This window comes from Candidatus Accumulibacter similis, from assembly GCA_013347225.1.
GTDB classification, from domain to species: Bacteria; Pseudomonadota; Gammaproteobacteria; order Burkholderiales; family Rhodocyclaceae; genus Accumulibacter; species Accumulibacter similis.
This window is the reverse complement of sequence record CP054595.1, coordinates 1,952,532-1,971,032: the sequence shown is the minus strand read 5'-3', so window position 1 is coordinate 1,971,032 and position 18,501 is coordinate 1,952,532. Positions and strand designations below refer to the sequence as shown.

Here is an 18,501-nt window from a genome sequence, read left to right as displayed (position 1 = left end):
GCGAGCGATTTGTCGCGCCACGCCCGCATCGGGCTGCCGCTGCGCCCGCTGCAGCAAGAGCAACTGGCGCCAGCGCGACGGGCAAGCGGCCACCGGCCGCTTGCCCGCCGCCGGCGAAAGCCGATTCGCGCTGCCGAAGCGAGAGTTCACTCGAGGTTCTGTACCTGCTCCCGCATCTGCTCGATCAGCAGCTTGAACTCGATGGCCGTCTGCGACACCTCCGCCACCAGCGACTTCGAACCGAGGGTGTTCGCCTCGCGATTGAGTTCCTGCATCAGGAAATCGAGGCGCTTGCCGGTCGCTCCGCCGGCCGCGAGGACCCGTTCGACTTCGTCGAGGTGAGTCGCCAGTCGGGCGAGTTCCTCGGCAACGTCGATGCGAGCGGCAAACACGGCGACTTCCTGCCGGATTCGTTCGTCGTCGACGACCTGCACCGCGTCGAGCAGACGCTGTCGCAGCTTGTCGTTGAATGCTGCCTGCGCGGCCGGGATGCGCGGCGCCACCTCGTGCACCAGCAGGCGCATGCGGGCCAGCCGCTCGCGGATCACCGCCGCCAGTTTCTCCCCCTCGCGCGCCCGGCTGGCTGCGAAATCGTCAAGCGACTCGGCCGCGAGTGCCAGGCACGCCGGCATCAGGGTCGCCAGGTCGATCACGTCTTCGCCGAATATCCCGGGCCAGCGCAGGACATCGCTCACGCTCAGTGGCGCTGCCAGCGGCAGGCTTCGGCGCACCTGCTCGTCGAAACACCTGAGGCGTTCAAGCACCTCGTTGTTGAGCCCGAGCTGCTGCCCACCGCCGGCAGCCGAGACGAAACTGACACGGCACTCGACCTTGCCACGACTGATGCGGTTGGCCAACAACTCGCGCAATGCCGCCTCGGCGACACGCAACTCGTCGCTGACGCGGAAGACGACGTCCAGGTAGCGCGAGTTGACGCTCTTCAGCTCGAAGTGCAGGGTGCCCCCCTTGACGGATCTGGTCCTGGCGGCGTAGCCGGTCATGCTGTAGATCATGCGAATCCTGGCATACAGACGGTGATCAATCGGTGGGCAGCTTTACAGCGCACCCCCAAAACCCGGAAAATGGCCGGAAACTCCAATGATAGCCCCGACACGGATGGCGCAACAAGCGAACCAACCTCTTCCCGCCGGTTTCAAGATCGACGAATACTGCATCGAACACCAGCTCTCGATGGGCGGCTTTTCGATCGTTTACGTCGCTGCGGACCGTGAACAGAAGCGCGTCGCGATCAAGGAGTACCTGCCGAACACTCTGGCCCTGCGCAGCGAGGGACAAACGGCACCGATAATTTCGGAGGAGCATCTACCCGCCTTCCGCTACGGCATGAAGTGCTTCTTCGAGGAAGGACGGGCACTGGCCGGCCTCTCTCATCCCAACGTCATCAGGGTGCTCAATTTTTTCCGTGCCAATGATACCGTCTATATGGTCATGGAGTACGAACACGGGCGCACACTGCAGGACCTGATCCAGAAGAATCGGGCGGTGGTGACGGAGAATTTCATGCGCAACGTGTTCACCAAGATGCTCAACGGCCTGCGCGAGGTGCATTCGCACCGCCTGCTGCACCTCGACCTGAAGCCGTCGAACATCTACATGCGCAACAGCCACACCCCGGTGCTGATCGACTTCGGCGCCGCCAGACAGACCCTCGCCTCCGACACACCGATGCTGAAGCCCATGTACACACCCGGCTTCGCCTCGCCCGAGCACTACAACCGCCGCGAACTCCTCGGTCCGTGGAGCGACATCTACAGCGTCGGCGCATCGATGTATGCCTGCATCTCGGGCAGCACGCCGCAACCGGCCGACGAGCGCATGGAGAAGGATCGCCTGGTCCCTGCCATGGTTCGCTGGCAGGGCCTGTTTTCGGATCAGTTGCTCGAGACGATCGACTGGTGCCTGAGCCTCAACCACGGCTACCGTCCGCAAAGCGTTTTCGCGCTGCAGAAAGCACTCACCGAACCCGTCATCGCGCCCGAACGGACCTCCGTGCAGCAGAAGGACAGTCTGCTGCGGCAGGTCGTGGGCAAGCTGAGGAAGACAAGGGACCAATGAAATTCACCATCTACCAGGATTCACGGACGGGCAAGCGCGCCAACAACGAGGATCGAGTGGCCTACTGCTATTCGCGCGAAGCCCTGCTGATGGTCGTCGCAGACGGCATGGGAGGCCACTATTACGGCGAGGTGGCGGCGCAGATCGCCGTGCAGACGATGACCGAAGCCTTCCCGGGAGAGTTCAAGCCGCGCGCCCGCGACCCCTTCATGTTTCTCCAGAAGGGCATGCAGAATGCCCATCACGCGATTCTGGATTTTGCCGGCAAGCACCACCTGCTCGACTCGCCGCGCACCACCTGCGTCGCCTGCATCGTCCAGAACAACGTCGCCTACTGGGCACACTCGGGGGACTCACGGCTCTACCTGATCCGCAACGGCAAGGTTCTGGCGCAGACCCGGGACCATTCGCGCGTCCGCATGCTGGTCGACCAGGGAGTCATCAGCGAAACGGAAATGATCGCCCATCCCGAACGAAACAAGATTTATGGCTGCCTGGGGGGCAAGCAGACACCGGAGATCGAATACTCCCGCAAGGCCACCCTCGAGGCTGGTGACGTGCTCGTCCTATGCACCGACGGCGTCTGGAGCGCTTTTCCGGGAGACATGCTGGCGGTTGCGCTGAAGTCCGCAGACCTGATGCGGACGGTACCGACGCTGCTCAACCAGGCCGAGACGCGAGGCGGTCCGACTACCGACAATCTCTCGATCATTGCCGTACGTTGGGGCGATACCTACAGCGAAGACAGCGGTCTTGGCAGCAGTGGCCTGGTGTCGACCAAGACGATGCCGCGCGATACCGTGACCACCCGGCTGGACGAGTTCGGGCGCCACCCGAACCGCAAGACGGACCTCAGCGACGAGGAGATCGAGCGCGCCATCGAAGAAATCCGTTCGACCATCCAGAAGTACTCGAAATAGGAGCCTGCATGCGCCCCAGCCAGCGACAGCCGTCACAACTCCGTCCGGTGCGAATTGCCCGCAGTTTCACCTGTCACGCCGAGGGGTCGGTGCTGATCGAGATCGGCGCGACGCGAGTCCTGTGCACCGCCAGCGTCGAGGACAGTGTGCCGCCATTCCTGCGCGGCAGCGGCCAGGGCTGGGTAACGGCCGAATACGGGATGTTGCCGCGTTCGACCCACACACGTACCGGGCGCGAGGCGGCCAGGGGCAAGCAGAGTGGCCGCACGCAGGAGATCCAGCGGCTGGTCGGCCGCGCACTGCGCGCGGTGACCGATCTGCGGGCGCTTGGCGAACGCCAGATCACCCTCGATTGCGATGTCCTGCAGGCCGACGGCGGCACCCGCTGCGCAGCGATCACCGGTGCCTGGCTGGCCCTCAACGATGCCTGTGAGCAATTGCTCGCTCGCGGCCGGATCGCCGTCAATCCACTCCTTGATCACGTCGCAGCGGTATCGGTGGGGATCTACCGCGGCGTACCGGTGCTCGATCTCGACTACGCCGAAGACGCCAACTGCGAGACCGACATGAACGTCGTGATGACCGGCAGGCGAGGCCTGGTCGAGGTTCAGGGAACCGCCGAGGGCAACCCCTTCTCGCGCGACGAGATGAACCAGTTGCTCGACCTCGCCGAAAGGGGCATCGTCGAGCTTGTTGCCCAGCAGAAGGCTGCTCTCGACCAGCGGGAACTGCCATGAAGCTTGTCCTCGCCTCGAACAACAACAAGAAACTCGCCGAGCTCGACGCGATCCTCGCGCCGCTCGGCTGGGAACTCGTGCCACAGGGGCAGCTTGGCGTTGCCGAAACCGCGGAGCCACACTGCACCTTCGTCGAGAATGCCCTCGCCAAGGCCCGCCACGCCTCGCGGATGACCGGCCTGCCGGCGCTCGCCGACGACTCCGGACTGTGCGTGGACGCCTTCGGCGGGGCTCCCGGTGTGCACTCCGCACGCTTTGCCGGCGAGCCGCGATCGGATGCACGCAACAACCAGAAGCTCCTCGCCGAACTCGGCGACAACGCTCAGCGCAGCGCGCGCTTCGTCTCGGTGATCGTCTTCGTTCGCCACGCCGACGACCCACAACCGATCATTGCCGAGGGCGAATGGGCGGGCGAGATTCTGTCGCAGGCACGGGGCGACGATGGCTTCGGCTATGACCCGGTGTTCTACCTGCGCGAACTCGAGCGCACCGCCGCCGAACTCGACGCGGCCGAAAAGAACCGCCGGTCGCACCGGGGCCAGGCTCTGGCCCGCCTCGTCGAGCGCCTGCAGAACCGGCGCTGATGCCCGCCACGCGCGAGCGCACCGTCATTCCCGTGCTCGCCGTCGGTCACGGCCAGCAGGCGTTTCGCCGCCAGCCGCCGCTGTCGCTCTACGTCCATATTCCGTGGTGCGTGCAGAAATGCCCGTACTGCGATTTCAACTCGCATGCGCTGTCGGCCACCGGCGGGACGGCGGCGGCGCCCGCGACGCTGCCGCAGGACGACTATCTGGCAGCCCTGATCGTCGATCTCGAGTCGGCCCTGCCACTGGTCTGGGATCGCCGCGTCGACAGCATCTTCATCGGCGGCGGCACGCCCAGCCTGCTCTCGGGCGAGGCGATCGACGAGTTGCTGGCAGCCGTGCGCAGTCGCCTGCCGCTGTTGCCCGGTGCCGAGATCACGCTCGAGGCGAATCCCGGAACGATGGAAAGCAGCAAGTTCGCGGCCTTCAGGGCAGCCGGGGTCAACCGCCTTTCGCTCGGCATCCAGAGTTTCAATCGGCAGCACCTGCAGGCGCTCGGCCGCATCCACGACGAGCGCCAGGCACGGCAGGCGATCGAGGTGGCGGCCCGTCACTTCGACAATCTGAACCTCGACCTGATGTACGGGCTGCCCGGGCAGGACCTCGAACAGGCGCTGGCGGACATCGAGACGGCATTGTCGTTCGCACCGGCCCACCTCTCGTGCTATCAACTGAGCATCGAAGCCAATACCGCCTTCGCCGCCAGCCCGCCGGCGCTGCCGGCGGACGATCTGTGCGCGGACATGCAGGACGCGATCGAAGCCAGACTGGCGACAGCCGGTTACCGGCATTACGAGACCTCGGCCTTTGCGCAACCGGGCCGCCAGTGCCAGCACAACCTCAACTACTGGCACTTCGGTGACTATCTGGGCATCGGCGCCGGCGCGCACGGCAAGCTGACCCTGCCCGACCGTATCCTGCGACAGATGCGCTGGAGGCGACCGGAGCAGTATCTCGCGCAGGCCGCTGCCGGCACGCCGGTGCAGCACGAGTCCGCCGTCGCCACCGCCGACCTGCCCTTCGAATTCATGCTCAATGCGCTGCGCCTGATCGAAGGCTTCGACGTACCCCTCTTCGAGTCGCGCTGCGCCCTGCCGCTGCGCCACATCGAGCCGCAACTGCTGCAGGCCGAGCGCGAAGGACTGCTTGCACGACACGGGCAACGGGTCGCCCCCACCGATCGCGGTCGACGCTTTCTCAATCCGCTGCTCGAACGTTTCCTCGTTGACCGGGATTGATCATCGCCGCCCGCCGGCGCAGCGAAGGACCGGAGCGGCTACGGCTTCATCGCCTCGACCGCCTGCTGCAGTTGCTGTTGCAGCTCGTCGACCGGCAATCCCTGCACCTCGCGCAGGCGGATCTGCCGCGACAGATCGGCAACCCGGGCCGCCGCCAGGCTGCGCTCGCGCGCGACCGCAGCCCCGCCTGCCAGCCTCCCGCCGACCGCAGGCGACGTGCTCGCCGCTGCGGCCGGCGCACCATCGACCACCACCTGGACGCGTTCTGCGGCCGGCTGCGAACGCCGCGCCGTGATGACCATCGAACGCGGCTGGTAGGGGCGTGGCATCGGCCGCTGCACCAGCGGCTGCGGACTGGCTCGCCGCAGCTCGCTTACCGCGGCCCGCAACCGCGCGTGCAGTTCCTCGCTCGGCCGCCCCTCGGCTTCGGCCGCCCTGATCTCGCGCATGATCGCTTCGACCGTCGGCGGCAGCGCCGCCGAACGGCTGGCCTCGCCAAAGCTCTCGGGTGGCGCCTTGACCGCCACGGCGAACTCCTCCGGCGAGGCAATCATCTTCGCCAGCCGCAGGTGGTTGTAGCGCATCGCCATCGTCAGTGCGTTGTCGCCCCAGTCGCTCTGCAGGCTCGCGTTGGCCCCTGCTTCGAGCAGTTCCCGCGCCAGGTCGAGGTGGCCTTCGCGCGCTGCCATCATCAGCGGCGTCGCCCCGTTCGGGGCCCGCGCGTTGATGTTCGCACCCCGCGACATGAGGTCCCGGACGACCTTGCCATGGCCGTTGAACACGGCATAGTGCAGCGCGCTCCACTGGTTCCCCTGGCGATCGAGCGGAGCGCCACGGTCGAGCAGCCACTGCACCGCGTCGAGATGGCCGCCCCACGCCGCCAGTTGCAACGGCTGCTCACCATGACGATTGACGCGCCGCACATCGGCGCCGCGCTCGACGAACAGCGCCATCATCTCGATGTTGCCGTACCAGGCAGCAACCATCAGTCCGGTACCGATGTGCGCCGCCTCGTATTCGGGATTCAGTCCCTGCTCAAGCCAGCGCCGGACCGTCCGCAGGTCGCCCCGCTCGACCGCAAACTCGAAGCTGACCGGATCGGGTGTCGGCACCTGCGCCGCGACCGGTGCAGCCAGCAGGCAGCAAATCAGCAGCAGACAGGCACCCGGCCTGCCGATGAGCTCACGCACGTTCCATTCCTCCACTCGATCTCGATCACGCCAGGCAGCCGCATCTCGCGGTGTCGCCAGCGGCAATTTTGGTTCACAATGTCAGGCTCATGTCGTTTCAGCTGCTTGCCGCCCTTGCCATCTCGCTCCTCCTGCACGCCGCCGTGCTGTGGTGGAACGTCGTCGAATTCAGGCCACCGCCGACACCGCGGCTGCAGGCTTGGCTGCCGCCGCTCACCCGGGCGGGACCCGCCAGCGACGAGCCGCTGCTGAAGAACACGCTGTCCAGCGAGCCGTCGCCGACGGCAGCCACGCCACCACCGCGGCCGGCCACGGCCGCGGCAGCGGCCACGGCGAGGACGGTGGCCCGACGTCAGATCGAGGCAGCGCAACGCAGACTCTCGCAGCACCTCTACTATCCACCCGAAGCCGTCGCTCGTGGCATCGAGGGTGAGGTCCGCGTGCTCCTGCGGCTGGCCGACGATGGCAGCATCGTCGACGTCCAGATTGCTGCCAGCAGTGGCCACGCCATCCTCGACCAGGCGGCGGTGAAGGCGGCGTACGCCATGGGTCGGGCCAACTGGGCGCAGTCACGCGAGTTGATCCTGCCGGTGATCTTCCGCCTGCAGTGAATCCTGCCGCCGGCGGAACAGCAGATCCCACACGCCATGCCCGAGACGCAGGCCACGCTCCTCGAACCGGGTCGGTTGACGATGGGCGGGACGCGGCGCGAAACCGGCAGCGGTATTCTCCAGCAGGCTCTCGGCCGACAGGACGGCCAGCATCTGCTGCGCGTAGTCCTCCCAATCGGTGGCGCAGTGGATGTAGGCGCCGGGACGCAGGCGACTGACGAGCAGCGCCACGAACGGCGGCTGCAGCAGACGCCGCTTGTGATGGCGCGTCTTCGGCCAGGGATCCGGGAAGAAGATGTGTGCCCCGTCCAGCGAGGCCGGCGGAAGCATGTCGCGCAGCACCTCGACCGCGTCGTGCTGGACGATGCGCAGGTTCGTCAGCCCCATCTCGGCGACCAGCTTGCACAGGCTGCCGACTCCCGGCGTATGGACCTCGACGCCGAGATAGTCGGTTTCCGGATGCGCTGCGGCAATCGCCGCCGAGGTTTCGCCCATGCCGAAGCCGATCTCGAGGATGCGGGCGGCCTGCCGCCCGAACAGCAGGTCAAGGTCGACCGCGGTCGCACGATAGGGAACGCCGATGCGCGTCATCATCTGCTCATGGTAGCGCTGCTGGGCATTCGACAGCCGTCCCTGCCGCCGCACGAAACTGCGGATGTGCGCCGCGCCGCCGGCGCGACCCACCGTCTCGCCACCAGCCATGGCTAGGAGCCGATCAGCCCGGTCGTCGGTGACGAGGGATCCGCCGAGTAGTACTTGCGGGCCATGCGTCCGGCAAGGAAAGCCTCTCGCCCGGCCTCGACCGCCTTCTTCATGGCACTCGCCATCAGCACCGGGTCACGCGCATGGGCAATGGCGGTGTTCATCAGCACGCCGTCACAGCCGAGTTCCATGGCGATCGCCGCATCCGATGCGGTACCGACGCCGGCATCGACCAGCACGGGAACCTGCGCATTGTCGATGATCAGCCTCAGGTTCCAGGGATTGACGATCCCCATGCCGGACCCGATCAACGACGCCAGTGGCATCACTGCGACGCAACCGATGTCCTCGAGCATGCGCGCCTGGATCGGATCGTCGGCACAGTAGACCATCACCTCGAAGCCCTCGCTGACGAGCGTCCGTGCGGCCTGCAGCGTCTCCGGCATGTTCGGGAAGAGACTCGCCGGATCACCCAGGACCTCGAGCTTGCACAGCGCGTGCCCATCGAGCAGTTCGCGCGCGAGGCGCAGGGTCCGCACCGCATCAGCCGCCGTGTAGCAACCGGCAGTATTCGGCAGGATGGTGAAACGCGACGGCGGCAGCACGTCGAGCAGGTTCGGCTCACCGGCATTCTGGCCGATGTTGGTGCGGCGGATGGCGACGGTGATGATCTCGGCGCCGGCGGCGTCGATCGCTGCCCGCGTCTCGGCAAAATCCTTGTACTTGCCGGTACCGACGAGCAGACGCGAGCGGTAGGTCCGGCCAGCGATCGTCAGGCTGTGGGGTGAAGGGTGCATGGGTCTTTCGCTTGTTGATGAGACTCAGCCGCCGCCGACGGCCACCACGATCTCGATCCGGTCGCCATCGGCAAGCGCTGTTTCGGCATGCAGGCCGCGCGGAACGATCTCCCCGTTGCGCTCGACAGCAATCCGCTTGCCACCGTGCGCGAGTGCAAGGACGAGTTCGGCGACCGTCAGCGACGCGGGAAAGCTGCGGCTTTCGCCGTTGATCAGAAGTTCCATAGGGGGCGAATTCTAGCACGCCGCCGGCGCGGAACCGCCGTGACCCACGGTCGACCGGGGCCGGCGAACGCCGCCAGCCGATGACCGTCCTGAACCATCGCCGGCACCCGCTGTCTGGCTGCCATCATCTTTCAGGGACGACATCGTGCACCTCCTGCGCCTCCTGCTTCTCTGTTGTGGGCTGCTGCTCGGCGGCTGCACCGGCATCCCGGACGGCATCGCGCCGGTGAGCAACTTCCAGCTCGATCGCTACCTCGGCAAGTGGTACGAGATCGCCCGCCTCGACCATTCGTTCGAACGCGGCCTGAGCGACGTGTCGGCACAGTACCGTCTGCTGCCCGACGGCCGTATCGAGGTGCTCAATCGCGGCTACAGCGCCGAGCAGCGCGGCTGGAAGGAGGCGATCGGCAGGGCGCTGCCGCTTGGCGACGCCAGCGTCGGCTCGCTCAAGGTCTCGTTCTTCGGACCCTTCTACGGCGGCTACCACATCGTCGCCCTCGACGAGCGTGACTACCGCTGGTCGCTGGTCGTCGGCCCGAGCCGCGAGTATCTCTGGATCCTGTCGCGCGAGCGCGAGTTGCCGCCGGCGCTCCGCCAGCGGCTGATCGAGCAGGCAAGCGATCTCGGCTTTGACACCAGTCGTCTGATCTGGGTTGGCCAGGAGCGGCCGGACGCTTGACATGCTCCAGCCACCGGCGGCGGCGGTCAGACTGCGCGTGCCTTTCGACTGCCCGGCCGGCGTTGCCTGCCGCTCGCCGCTCGACGACGGAGAGATGACGCGCATCCGCCGTCCCGACCGGCCGATCGCCCACCGACAGGCCGGAGACCGCCGGGCGAGCGCGGTCAGCGGCGCTAGGCTGGCTCAAACGGTTGCGCCAGCACGATCCGGAAGCCGATGTCGCCGTCGCGTTCGTCGGGTGGGAAGGACTCTCGCCTGCCGCAGCGCAGATCGCCCGGGAAATCGAGCCATGATCCGCCACGCAGGGCGCGTGGCCGATTGCCGCCGACCTGCGTGTCGCTCGGCACGTCATACTCGTTCAGGCACCATTCCCAAACGTTGCCGGCAAGATCGTCGACACCGCCGGCCGCGGCACCGAGCGGATACATGCCGACGGCTATGGTACGGCCGATACCGCTCTCGTGGCTGTTCGCCCGCGCCGACTGCCAGTCGTCGCCCCACGGGTAGCGGTGGTGACTGGCACCGCCCTGGGCAATCCACTGCCACTCCCACTCGGTCGGCAGGCGCACCACCAGCGCTCCCCCCAGGCACCAGCGCGCGTTGAGCCAGCGACAGAAAGCGATCGCGTCGGCCCAGCAGACGTTGATCGCCGGGTGGTTGTTGCCAGACCAACGCGCCTCGCCGGGCTGCTTGCGCTGCACGAGCCGGTGCCACCAGCGCCGGTCATGATAGCCGTCGGCGGCCGTGATGAAGGCGCCGTACTGCTGCCAAGTGACCGGGTAGCGCGCCACGCTCAGGCGGTCGACCGCAAAGCGGTGCTGCACCAGCCTTTCGATCTCGACCTCGCCGGCAGCGACATCGACCCAGGCGATGTCGGGTAGACCGTCGGCGGCAAGGCCGACACCGCGCCGCGGATCGCCCATCTGGTTCAGGCGCAGGCCGATTTCCTCACGGCGCTCATGCGTCGTGCCGTCGACCGCCAACTCGTCGAGGAGCATCAGCGGTTCCGGCCGCAGGAAGGCGTGCAGGTACTTCTCCATGCCACCGGCGAGTCCGCGCCAGACGGCGATGCCGGTATCACGAAAGTCGGCGTCGGCTGGCGGCAGCGGACGATGGGCAAGCTCGTGCAGAGCCAGCAGGGCTGGTCGCTGCTGTTCCCAGCGCCAGCGCCCGGCGCTGCCCTCGAGGCTGCCGCCGGCGGCCTGCTCGCCGTCGCTCTGCTCGGCGGTCCGGCGCCATTCGCGTGCGGCCTGCTTGACCTGCCGCCGCAGCACCAGGCTGTCGCGATAGCGCGCACACCACTGGCGCAGGTGCGGCCAGTGGCTGAGCAGCGTCTCGTGCGCCAGCTCGATGTGGCGGTCATCGCCATCGACGACGAAACCCCGCCGGCGCAGCAGTTCGACCAGGCGCGCCAGTGGCGGATCGTCACCCAGCGCGGCGACGTCGAAGATGCGGCGGGTGGGCACCTGGTCGATCACCGTCGCCAGCTCGGCGAACAGCCGCGGGCACGCCGCGCCCAGCTCGCCGTCCTCCTCGATCAGTCTGTCGATGTCGGCGGCGACACTGCCGATGGCGCTCGCCAAGCCGCCGATTCGCTGATAGGCGTCAAGCGTCAGTCCCTGTTCAGCGTCGCGCTGCTCGTAGAGCCGCTCGAGGGTCAGAGCGATCAGGGGCAGGGCTCCCCGGGCAGCGATTGCCGCCGGCAGCAGTGCTGCCAGCAGATCCGGCTGCACCGGCACGCCCAGCGCGGCCGCCGGGCCAGTGATGATCGCCCGCAGCGCCGTCTCGCTGGTGATCGGACCGAGGACCAGCAGCGACGCACGCAGAAGGTCCTCGCCAAGCCAGTCCAGCAGGCGCGCCGTGAACTCGCTGCGCAGGGTCAGCACGATGTGCAGGGTGTCAATGGCCAGCAGCGAATCGAGCAGAACGCGAAGACGACGTGCACTCGCCGGCGGGGTGCAGGTAAACACTTGCTCGAACTGGTCGAGCAGCAACAGAGCCGGCTGCGGCATCTGCCGCAACGCCACCGTGATCGCCCGCTCCAGAGGCTCCTCATTGGCGTCCGCCAGTTCGTGCTCGAGCAGCGCGGCCCGCAACTCGACGCGAGCCGCCAGTGGCCCCGAGCGCACGAGCAGTTCCGCCAGTTGCCGGCACGGGTTCGACTGCGGCTCGCATGGCAGGTAAGCGAGACCACCTGGCCGCTCGGCCAGCCTGGCGACGACACCGGCGGCAACCAGGGAAGACTTGCCCGCACCCGAGCTGCCGACGATACTGACCAGACGGCTCGCAGCCAGCCGCTCGAGCACGCGCTCCGTGTCGCGCTCGCGACCGAAAAAGAAGCGGTGCCCCTCGGGCCTGAAAGCGGCCAGACCCGGATAGGGATTGACGACGCCATCCGCCGCAGGCCCGCCACTGACGGCAGGGCCCCCGCCGGCCACCCCGCCCCGCGTCTCCCGCTCGGCGCTCATCGCAGCGCCCGCTGGCCAGGCTGCGATTCGATCCCCTGCTGCCCGCTCATCCCATTTCACCTGCTGCTCGAACACTCCGGCACCATTCTACGGAGGTCGGCCACGGCTGGCCAGCCCCGGCGGACGCCAATCGCCGCCACGGTACGCACCCTCCCGAAGCTGCCCGCGCGGGGAATGTGGAAAATGTCCTTCGCTGCGCCGGCAGGCCGTCGCTAGAATCGCTGCATGTCCAGACAGATTCCGCCCGCCACACCTGAAATCAACCGCCTGCGTGCCGCAGCCGCGCTCATCCCGATCATCGAGCAAGGACTGGAGGCGTCCCGCTTCTCTGTCGAACGAGCGGCGCTGATGGCATCCTTCTGCGAATGGACGGCACACAGGCCGTACGATGATCCGGAAGCCATCCGCCTGGCGGAACGAGTGCGCCACGGATTGCAGCGCATCAAGCTGCCGCTCGCTGCACGCTGAGCACGGTCGACCGACAGCGACCTCTGTCGGTCGACCGTCAGGCCACCGCTGTCGGTTCCGGACGAGTCAGCAGTTCGAGGGCATCGGCAAGATTGCGTACCGTGCGGTCGGGGTTGTGCAGCTTCTCAAGCCCGAAGAGGCCGATGCGGAAAGTGCTGAAATCGGCCGGCTCGTCGCACTGCAGCGGCACGCCGGCCGCAATCTGCAGACCGATGGCCGCAAAGCGGCGGCCGGACTGGATCTCGGGATCGTCGGCGTAGCTGACGACGACACCAGGCGCCTGGAAGCCCTCGGCGGCAACGCTCGCGAACCCCTTGCCGGCAAGCAGCGCGCGAACCCGCAGGCCGACCTCCTGTTGCTCCTGGCGGACGCGCTCGAAACCGTAGTTCTCCGTCTCGCGCATGACGTCGCGCAGCGCCGCCAGAGCGTCCGTCGGCATCGTGGCGTGGTAGGCGTGGCCACCATTCTCGTAGGTCTCCATGATCTGCATCCACTTCTTCAGGTCACAGGCGAAGCTGCTGCTGCTCGTGGCGTCGATGCGCGCGCGCGCGCGCTCGCCGAGCACGACCAGGGCACAGCAGGGGATGCCGCTCCAGCCCTTTTGCGGCGCGCTGATCAGGATGTCGACGTGGTGCGCGACCATGTCAACCCAGATCGCACCGGAAGCCACGCAATCAAGCACGAACAGGCCGTCGACGGCGCGCACCGCCTCGCCGACCGCGCGCAGGTAGTCGCCCGGAAGGATCATTCCCGACGCGGTTTCGACATGCGGCGCGAAGACGAGGTCCGGCTTCTCTTCCAGAATGCGCGCGACGACCTCATCGATCGGCGGCGGAACGAACGGCGCGTGCCTTTCCTCGCCGACGCGCCGTGCCTTGAGCACGATGCTCGCCGAGGGAATCTGCCCGATGTCGAGAATCTGCGTCCAGCGGAAGCTGAACCAGCCATTGCGGATGATCAGGCACTTGCGACCGGTGGCAAACTGGCGCGCGACGGCCTCCATGCCGAAGGTTCCGCTGCCGGGCACGACGACCGCGGTCGTGCCGTTGTAGACCGTCTTGAGGATCCGCGCGATATCGCGCATGACCCCCTGGAAACGCTGCGACATGTGGTTCAGGGAGCGATCGGTATAGACCACCGAGTATTCGAGCAGACCCTCTGGATCGGGTTGGGGCAGCAGTGCGGGCACGATTGTCTCCAGTTCTCTGGTTGGGTTTGTCGGTTGCAGTTGACGAAGGAGCGCGAGCATAACGCCAAGTCCGTCCGCGGCGCTAGTCACCGCCCGCGGGCACCCCGGGCAATCGCAAATCCTCTAGAATTCGCCCAGCGCCGCTGCCGCCAGAGCAACGGCCCAGCCAACCACACCGGAAACGCCCATGGCCGGAGCCAGCCTGCTCGCCCTGATCGATGACATTGCCAGCGTCCTCGACGATGTCGCCCTGATGACCAAGGTGGCAGCGAAGAAAACCGCCGGTGTTCTCGGCGACGACCTGGCGCTGAACGCGCAGCAGGTTTCCGGAGTACGTGCCGAGCGCGAACTGCCGGTGGTCTGGGCAGTTGCCGTCGGTTCCCTGAAGAACAAGCTGATCCTGGTGCCAGCCGCCCTGGCGATCAGCCGCTTCCTGCCGTGGGCGGTTACGCCGCTGCTCATGCTGGGCGGTCTGTACCTGTGTCTCGAAGGAGTCGAGAAACTGGCGCACAAATGGTTGCACAAGGCGTCGGAGGACGATGCCCGCGCCGCCGAACTGGCGGCGCTCGCCGACGGCGAGACCGACCTGCAGGTTGTCGAGGCAGACCGGATCAAGGGCGCCATACGTACGGACTTCGTCCTCTCCGCCGAGATCGTCGTCATCGCCCTCGGCACCGTCGCCGAACAGCCGTTCGCCACACAGGTCGCAGTGCTGTCGGGAATCGGACTGCTGATGACCGTCGGCGTCTACGGCATCGTCGCCGGCATCGTCAAACTGGACGACCTCGGCTTGCACCTGCTCAAGCGACCTGGCGTGCTGGCGCAGACGATCGGCAAGGGCCTGCTGCTGGCAGCGCCGCGGCTGATGCGCGCACTGACGGTGATCGGCACGGCGGCGATGTTCCTTGTCGGCGGCGGCATCCTGACGCACGGCATCGCGCAGCTGCATCACGCGATCGAGCATGCAGCCGCGCTGGTGGGTGAAGTCGCGCTGGTCGGCGGCATACTCAAGCGGCTGACGCCGGCCCTGCTCGACGCCCTCGTCGGCATCTGCGGCGGCAGCCTGGCGTTGCTCGGGCTGAAAACCCTCGCCGCCGCGCGGACGGCGATCGCCCGTGCCGGCAGGATGCCGCCGCCCGCCTGAACCCGGCTAGCCTTTGGGCAACCGGCCCATGAGGAAGAACTCCTCGTTCGGCCGCATCGAGCTCATGTTGGCCAAACGATTGGACATCGCGAAGAACGCTGCGACCGCGCCGACATCCCAGATGTCCTGGTCTGAAAAACCGTGCTCGCGCAACGCCGCGAAGTCTGCATCGCCGATTTCGGCCGAGTGCAACGCCACTTTCAGCGAAAACTCGAGCATCGCCCGTTGCCGCGGCGTGATGTCTGCCTTGCGGTAATTCACCGCCACCTGGTCGGCCAGCAACGGATTCCGCGCACGCACCCGCAGGATCGCGCCATGCGCGACCACGCAATACTGGCACTGGTTGGCACCGCTGGTGGCGACGACGATCATCTCGCGCTCGGCCTTGCTGAGCCCGCTCTCCTTTTCCATCAGCGCGTCGTGGTAGGCGAAGAAGGCGCGGAACTCATCGGGGCGATGTGCCAGCGTGAGAAAGACGTTCGGAACGAAACCGGCCTTCTCCTGTACCTCCAGGATGCGGCTGCGCACATCCGCCGGCATTTCATCGAGCGCGGGAACGGGGAAGCGACTGATCGACGAGTTCATGGCCATCTCCACGGTGAGGGGGTCGAATCGCCACATGATACACAAAGGCCACCGCCGTCAGGTGACACAGGACGGCCAGGAAGACTGCGTCAGCGCCTGGCCGCGTCGGCCAGCCAAGGCCCGGCGGCCGAGCACGGTTCGCTGCAACCGCTCGCCCCCGGCACACGCTGGCTGGCCTTGGCCGCCCGGCCAGGCCGGCAACCGCGGCACGTATCGGCGACCCGAAAATGGCCTTGCGGCGGCTGCGGAACAGGTTAGACTGCCGTCCTTGTGCAAACAGCCGGGCCGAACCGATGACTCCGTCACCCATGCGATCCCTTGTCCTGCTCTTCATGCTTCTGGCGCTCGGCGGTTGTGCCAGCCGCCCGGTGAATCCGCCGCTTGCCGAGGCGGACCCGGATACGGGATACCGTTTCCAGGTGCGGCACGCGCAGCAGACAAAGGGAAAGGAGAACCTGGTCATTCTCGCCTTCTCGGGTGGCGGCACCCGTGCCGCGGCGTTTTCCTACGGCGTCCTCGAGTTCCTTCGCCGTACCGAAGTGGCGGGACCGGGGGGCCGGACTGTGCGCCTGCTCGATACCGTGGACGTCATCACCGGCGTCTCGGGCGGCAGCTTCACGGCGCTCGCCTACGGCCTCTACGGCGACAGGCTGTTCGCCGAGTACGAACAGAGCTTTCTGAAGCGCGACGTGCAGGGCGAGATCGTCGCCCGGACCTTCAGCCCGAAGAATTGGGGCAACCTCTGGTCACTGGGCTGGGGTCGTTCCGAGTTGGCGGCCGAACTGTACGACGAGATCCTGTTCCATGGAGCCACCTTCGGCGATCTGGACCGCGGCCGCGGGCCGTTGATCCTGGCTTCAGCGACCGACATCTCGACCGGTGCCCGTTTCGTCTTCAACCAGAACACCTTTGACGTCATCTGCTCGGAACTCAATGCCGTGCCCTTGTCGCGCGCCGCCGCCGCATCATCGGCCGTACCGGTGGTCCTCTCGCCGGTGACGATCAACAACTACGGCGGCAGCTGTCATACGCGCCTGCCGCCCTGGGTGAAACTGTTCACCGACGCCGCCGACCCGCCGCGACCGGCGGCGCGGGCGATCCGCTCGCTGCGTGACCTGCAGGCCTTCGGCGACGGCGTCCATCGGCCCTACCTGCATCTCGTCGACGGCGGCGTCTCCGACAACGTCGGCATGCGCGCCGTCCTCGACACGCTCGAGATCTCGCAGGCGCTGCATGAGGCGGGCGCGCCAACGCCGCTCGATGGCATCCGCCGGGTCATCGTCTTCATCGTGAACTCGCTCTCCTCGCCGCCGACGCACTGGGACGAATCCGAAAGCCCGCCCGGCACCGTGAGCATCCTGCTCAAGTCGGCCGGAGTACCGATAGACCGCTACTCCTATGAAGCCGTCGAGCTGTTGCGGGACATGGCGGCGCGCTGGAATACCTTGCGCCTGATCGGCAAGTCGTCGGCCATGGCGGCCAACAAGGATCCCGCGGTGGCCGCCGCGCTGCGCGTTCCGGATGCCGAGATCTATGCCATCGACGTGTCCTTTCCCGAACTGCGGGACAAGGAGGAACTGGCTTATCTCAACGCCCAGCCGACTTCGTTCGTTCTGCCCGACGAGGCCGTCGACCGTCTGCGCGCAGCGGCGGGGCGGATCATCATGGACTCGCCGGAATTCCAGCGCCTGCTGCGCGACGTCGGCGCGCGAATCGTAGCGGACCCGCAGCGGCCGCAGGCATCGGCGGCAACGAGCGCGAAGTAGGACTGCTCGCGGGTGCGCCCCGGGGCGTCGCGCAACGGCGCCGAGGAGTACGCGCAACCACTGCCGGTCGCGGCCGTGATGCCAGCGGTGGTGCAAGACCGACAGCTGCCGGCAAGTCCGGGCGCCGACATCGCATGTCCGGTCACGCCCGGCGACGGGACGGCCAGCGCAGCACCCCCGTTGCCAGCGCCGTCCCCAGCACGACGATGGCGCCACCGACCAGCATCCCGGCGTCGAGGCGTTCGCCGAGAATGATGTTGCCCCAGAGGACGCCAAAGAGCGGGATGAGGAAGGTGACGGTCACCGCACGCGCGGCGCCGACATTGGCGATCAGGCGGAAGAAGATGAGAAAGGCGAGAGCCGTACAGCCAACACCGAGCGTGATGGCCGCCGACCACGCCAGGTGACCGGGCGATTCCGCCGGCCAGGACCAGAGCGCGAGGGGGGTCATGACGATCGCGGCGGCGATCTGCGAGCCGGCGGCACTGACCAGCGCCGGCACCTCGCCAAGAAGGCGTCGCGTCAGATGGGCGGCAAGGCCGTACGACAATGTCGCCAGCAGCATGGCCAGGATCGCCCAGCCGCTGCCGCCAGGCTTGAAGTCGGCTTGGCCGGCAGCGAGCATGAGAACGCCGACGAAACCGACGACCAGACCGGCAGCGCGCGTCGTGCCGAGGCGCTCGCGCAACCACACGGCGCCGATCAGCGCGGTGAAGATCGGTACCGTCGCATTGAGAATCGACGCCAGGCCGGCGGTGATCGACAGCATCGCCCAGGCAATCAGCGCAAAGGGTAGCGCCGAACTGAAGACCCCGACGACCACGATGCCAAACGCGTGCTCGCGCAGCACCCCGACCTGCCGCCGCAACATCAGCAAGGGCGTCAGGCAGGCCGCTGCCACCGCCACACGCAGCCAGATCAGCGGCAGCGGGCCAAAGGCCGGCGCCGCGTAGCGCATGAACAGGAAGGAGCCGCCCCAGAGAGCGGCCAGCAGGACAAGGTCGCACAGGTCGCGCATGCGCATCAGTTCGCTCTCTCCACAGACACCCCGTTGCCTTCGCCGCGACCGACCACTCGCATCGGCCTGCCGCCAAACGCTGGCGCAACAGGCAAAAGCAGCCC

At 67.2% G+C, this 18,501-nt stretch carries 19 protein-coding genes; 10 read left to right on the top strand and 9 right to left on the bottom strand.

Annotated features, from left to right (window positions below):
* Positions 1-146 precede the first annotated feature (146 nt).
* A complete protein-coding gene (locus HT579_09135; GenBank protein QKS29055.1) occupies positions 147-1,013 on the bottom strand; it encodes a YicC family protein in 867 nt (288 codons plus the stop codon).
* A gap of 103 nt (positions 1,014-1,116) precedes the next feature.
* On the opposite strand from HT579_09135, the gene HT579_09130 reads away from it, so the two are divergent.
* Genes HT579_09130 through HT579_09110 form a run of 5 tightly spaced genes read left to right on the top strand, consistent with a single transcriptional unit; the run spans position 1,117 to position 5,555 of the window.
* Positions 1,117-2,076: a serine/threonine protein kinase gene (locus tag HT579_09130; GenBank protein ID QKS31584.1), complete on the top strand. Its 960-nt coding sequence runs from the start codon at positions 1,117-1,119 to the stop codon at positions 2,074-2,076.
* A complete protein-coding gene (locus HT579_09125) occupies positions 2,073-2,996 on the top strand; it encodes a serine/threonine-protein phosphatase (protein QKS29054.1) in 924 nt (307 codons plus the stop codon). Before HT579_09130 ends, HT579_09125 begins: the two co-directional genes overlap by 4 nt.
* Before the next feature lie 8 nt (positions 2,997-3,004).
* A complete protein-coding gene (rph, locus tag HT579_09120) occupies positions 3,005-3,733 on the top strand; it encodes a ribonuclease PH (protein QKS29053.1) in 729 nt (242 codons plus the stop codon).
* Entirely contained in the window at positions 3,730-4,317 is a 588-nt protein-coding gene (gene rdgB / locus HT579_09115) for an RdgB/HAM1 family non-canonical purine NTP pyrophosphatase (protein QKS29052.1), read from the top strand. The genes rph and rdgB overlap by 4 nt, the downstream gene beginning before the upstream one ends.
* A complete protein-coding gene (locus HT579_09110) occupies positions 4,317-5,555 on the top strand; it encodes an oxygen-independent coproporphyrinogen III oxidase-like protein (protein ID QKS29051.1) in 1,239 nt (412 codons plus the stop codon). Before rdgB ends, HT579_09110 begins: the two co-directional genes overlap by 1 nt.
* Positions 5,556-5,593: 38 nt before the next feature.
* Here HT579_09110 and HT579_09105 read toward each other — a convergent pair whose 3' ends face one another.
* Positions 5,594-6,745: an ankyrin repeat domain-containing protein gene (locus HT579_09105; protein QKS29050.1), complete on the bottom strand. Its 1,152-nt coding sequence runs from the start codon at positions 6,743-6,745 to the stop codon at positions 5,594-5,596.
* Positions 6,746-6,834: 89 nt separating this feature from the next.
* Between HT579_09105 and HT579_09100 the strand changes: the two genes are divergently transcribed.
* Positions 6,835-7,356 carry an energy transducer TonB gene (locus HT579_09100; GenBank protein QKS29049.1) on the top strand — a complete coding sequence of 174 codons (522 nt, stop codon included), beginning with the start codon at positions 6,835-6,837 and terminating at the stop codon, positions 7,354-7,356.
* Here HT579_09100 and trmB read toward each other — a convergent pair.
* From trmB to thiS, 3 genes are read right to left on the bottom strand one after another with little or no spacing between them, the layout of a single operon-like run.
* On the bottom strand, positions 7,315-8,058 hold the full coding sequence (gene trmB, locus HT579_09095) for a tRNA (guanosine(46)-N7)-methyltransferase TrmB (protein ID QKS29048.1): 744 nt from the start codon (positions 8,056-8,058) through the stop codon (positions 7,315-7,317). The genes HT579_09100 and trmB overlap by 42 nt on opposite strands.
* A 2-nt stretch (positions 8,059-8,060) precedes the next feature.
* Positions 8,061-8,855, bottom strand: coding sequence for a thiazole synthase (locus HT579_09090; protein ID QKS29047.1), 795 nt, complete (start codon positions 8,853-8,855; stop codon positions 8,061-8,063).
* A 24-nt stretch (positions 8,856-8,879) separates the two neighbouring features.
* Positions 8,880-9,080, bottom strand: coding sequence for a sulfur carrier protein ThiS (gene thiS, locus HT579_09085; protein ID QKS29046.1), 201 nt, complete (start codon positions 9,078-9,080; stop codon positions 8,880-8,882).
* 154 nt (positions 9,081-9,234) lie between these two features.
* On the opposite strand from thiS, the gene HT579_09080 reads away from it, so the two are divergent.
* The gene (locus HT579_09080; protein QKS31583.1) at positions 9,235-9,759 is read left to right on the top strand and encodes a lipocalin family protein; all 525 of its coding nucleotides are present in this window, start codon (positions 9,235-9,237) and stop codon (positions 9,757-9,759) included.
* Positions 9,760-9,932: 173 nt separating this feature from the next.
* Here the strand turns inward: HT579_09080 and HT579_09075 are convergent, their stop codons facing one another.
* Positions 9,933-12,227 (bottom strand): SUMF1/EgtB/PvdO family nonheme iron enzyme, encoded by a 2,295-nt coding sequence (locus tag HT579_09075; GenBank protein ID QKS29045.1) that lies wholly within the window; start codon positions 12,225-12,227, stop codon positions 9,933-9,935.
* 225 nt (positions 12,228-12,452) lie between these two features.
* Here HT579_09075 and HT579_09070 point away from each other — a divergent pair, with 225 nt between their 5' ends.
* Entirely contained in the window at positions 12,453-12,695 is a 243-nt protein-coding gene (locus HT579_09070) for a hypothetical protein (GenBank protein QKS29044.1), read from the top strand.
* Positions 12,696-12,732: 37 nt separating this feature from the next.
* Here the strand turns inward: HT579_09070 and HT579_09065 are convergent, their stop codons facing one another.
* Positions 12,733-13,884 (bottom strand): alanine--glyoxylate aminotransferase family protein, encoded by a 1,152-nt coding sequence (locus tag HT579_09065; protein ID QKS29043.1) that lies wholly within the window; start codon positions 13,882-13,884, stop codon positions 12,733-12,735.
* Between the two features lie 187 nt (positions 13,885-14,071).
* Between HT579_09065 and HT579_09060 the strand changes: the two genes are divergently transcribed.
* Positions 14,072-15,028, top strand: coding sequence for a DUF808 domain-containing protein (locus HT579_09060; GenBank protein ID QKS29042.1), 957 nt, complete (start codon positions 14,072-14,074; stop codon positions 15,026-15,028).
* A gap of 6 nt (positions 15,029-15,034) precedes the next feature.
* Here HT579_09060 and HT579_09055 read toward each other — a convergent pair whose 3' ends face one another.
* Positions 15,035-15,613 (bottom strand): peroxidase-related enzyme, encoded by a 579-nt coding sequence (locus HT579_09055; protein QKS29041.1) that lies wholly within the window; start codon positions 15,611-15,613, stop codon positions 15,035-15,037.
* 293 nt (positions 15,614-15,906) lie between these two features.
* Here HT579_09055 and HT579_09050 point away from each other — a divergent pair, with 293 nt between their 5' ends.
* The gene (locus HT579_09050; protein ID QKS29040.1) at positions 15,907-17,379 is read left to right on the top strand and encodes a patatin-like phospholipase family protein; all 1,473 of its coding nucleotides are present in this window, start codon (positions 15,907-15,909) and stop codon (positions 17,377-17,379) included.
* 142 nt (positions 17,380-17,521) lie between these two features.
* On the opposite strand, the gene HT579_09045 is transcribed toward HT579_09050, so the two are convergent.
* On the bottom strand, positions 17,522-18,403 hold the full coding sequence (locus HT579_09045; GenBank protein QKS29039.1) for a DMT family transporter: 882 nt from the start codon (positions 18,401-18,403) through the stop codon (positions 17,522-17,524).
* Positions 18,404-18,501: the final 98 nt, after the last annotated feature.

What these genes read in the sequence shown, in the direction of transcription:
- HT579_09135 (QKS29055.1), bottom strand. Translation starts at nt 1,013, where the DNA reads ATGATCTACAGCATGACCGGCTACGCCGCCAGGACCAGATCCGTCAAG.
- HT579_09130 (QKS31584.1), top strand. Translation starts at nt 1,117, where the DNA reads ATGGCGCAACAAGCGAACCAACCTCTTCCCGCCGGTTTCAAGATCGAC.
- HT579_09125 (QKS29054.1), top strand. Translation starts at nt 2,073, where the DNA reads ATGAAATTCACCATCTACCAGGATTCACGGACGGGCAAGCGCGCCAAC.
- rph (QKS29053.1), top strand. Translation starts at nt 3,005, where the DNA reads ATGCGCCCCAGCCAGCGACAGCCGTCACAACTCCGTCCGGTGCGAATT.
- rdgB (QKS29052.1), top strand. Translation starts at nt 3,730, where the DNA reads ATGAAGCTTGTCCTCGCCTCGAACAACAACAAGAAACTCGCCGAGCTC.
- HT579_09110 (QKS29051.1), top strand. Translation starts at nt 4,317, where the DNA reads ATGCCCGCCACGCGCGAGCGCACCGTCATTCCCGTGCTCGCCGTCGGT.
- HT579_09100 (QKS29049.1), top strand. Translation starts at nt 6,835, where the DNA reads ATGTCGTTTCAGCTGCTTGCCGCCCTTGCCATCTCGCTCCTCCTGCAC.
- trmB (QKS29048.1), bottom strand. Translation starts at nt 8,058, where the DNA reads ATGGCTGGTGGCGAGACGGTGGGTCGCGCCGGCGGCGCGGCGCACATC.
- HT579_09090 (QKS29047.1), bottom strand. Translation starts at nt 8,855, where the DNA reads ATGCACCCTTCACCCCACAGCCTGACGATCGCTGGCCGGACCTACCGC.
- thiS (QKS29046.1), bottom strand. Translation starts at nt 9,080, where the DNA reads ATGGAACTTCTGATCAACGGCGAAAGCCGCAGCTTTCCCGCGTCGCTG.
- HT579_09075 (QKS29045.1), bottom strand. Translation starts at nt 12,227, where the DNA reads ATGAGCGCCGAGCGGGAGACGCGGGGCGGGGTGGCCGGCGGGGGCCCT.
- HT579_09070 (QKS29044.1), top strand. Translation starts at nt 12,453, where the DNA reads ATGTCCAGACAGATTCCGCCCGCCACACCTGAAATCAACCGCCTGCGT.
- HT579_09060 (QKS29042.1), top strand. Translation starts at nt 14,072, where the DNA reads ATGGCCGGAGCCAGCCTGCTCGCCCTGATCGATGACATTGCCAGCGTC.
- HT579_09055 (QKS29041.1), bottom strand. Translation starts at nt 15,613, where the DNA reads ATGAACTCGTCGATCAGTCGCTTCCCCGTTCCCGCGCTCGATGAAATG.
- HT579_09050 (QKS29040.1), top strand. Translation starts at nt 15,907, where the DNA reads ATGACTCCGTCACCCATGCGATCCCTTGTCCTGCTCTTCATGCTTCTG.
- HT579_09045 (QKS29039.1), bottom strand. Translation starts at nt 18,403, where the DNA reads ATGCGCATGCGCGACCTGTGCGACCTTGTCCTGCTGGCCGCTCTCTGG.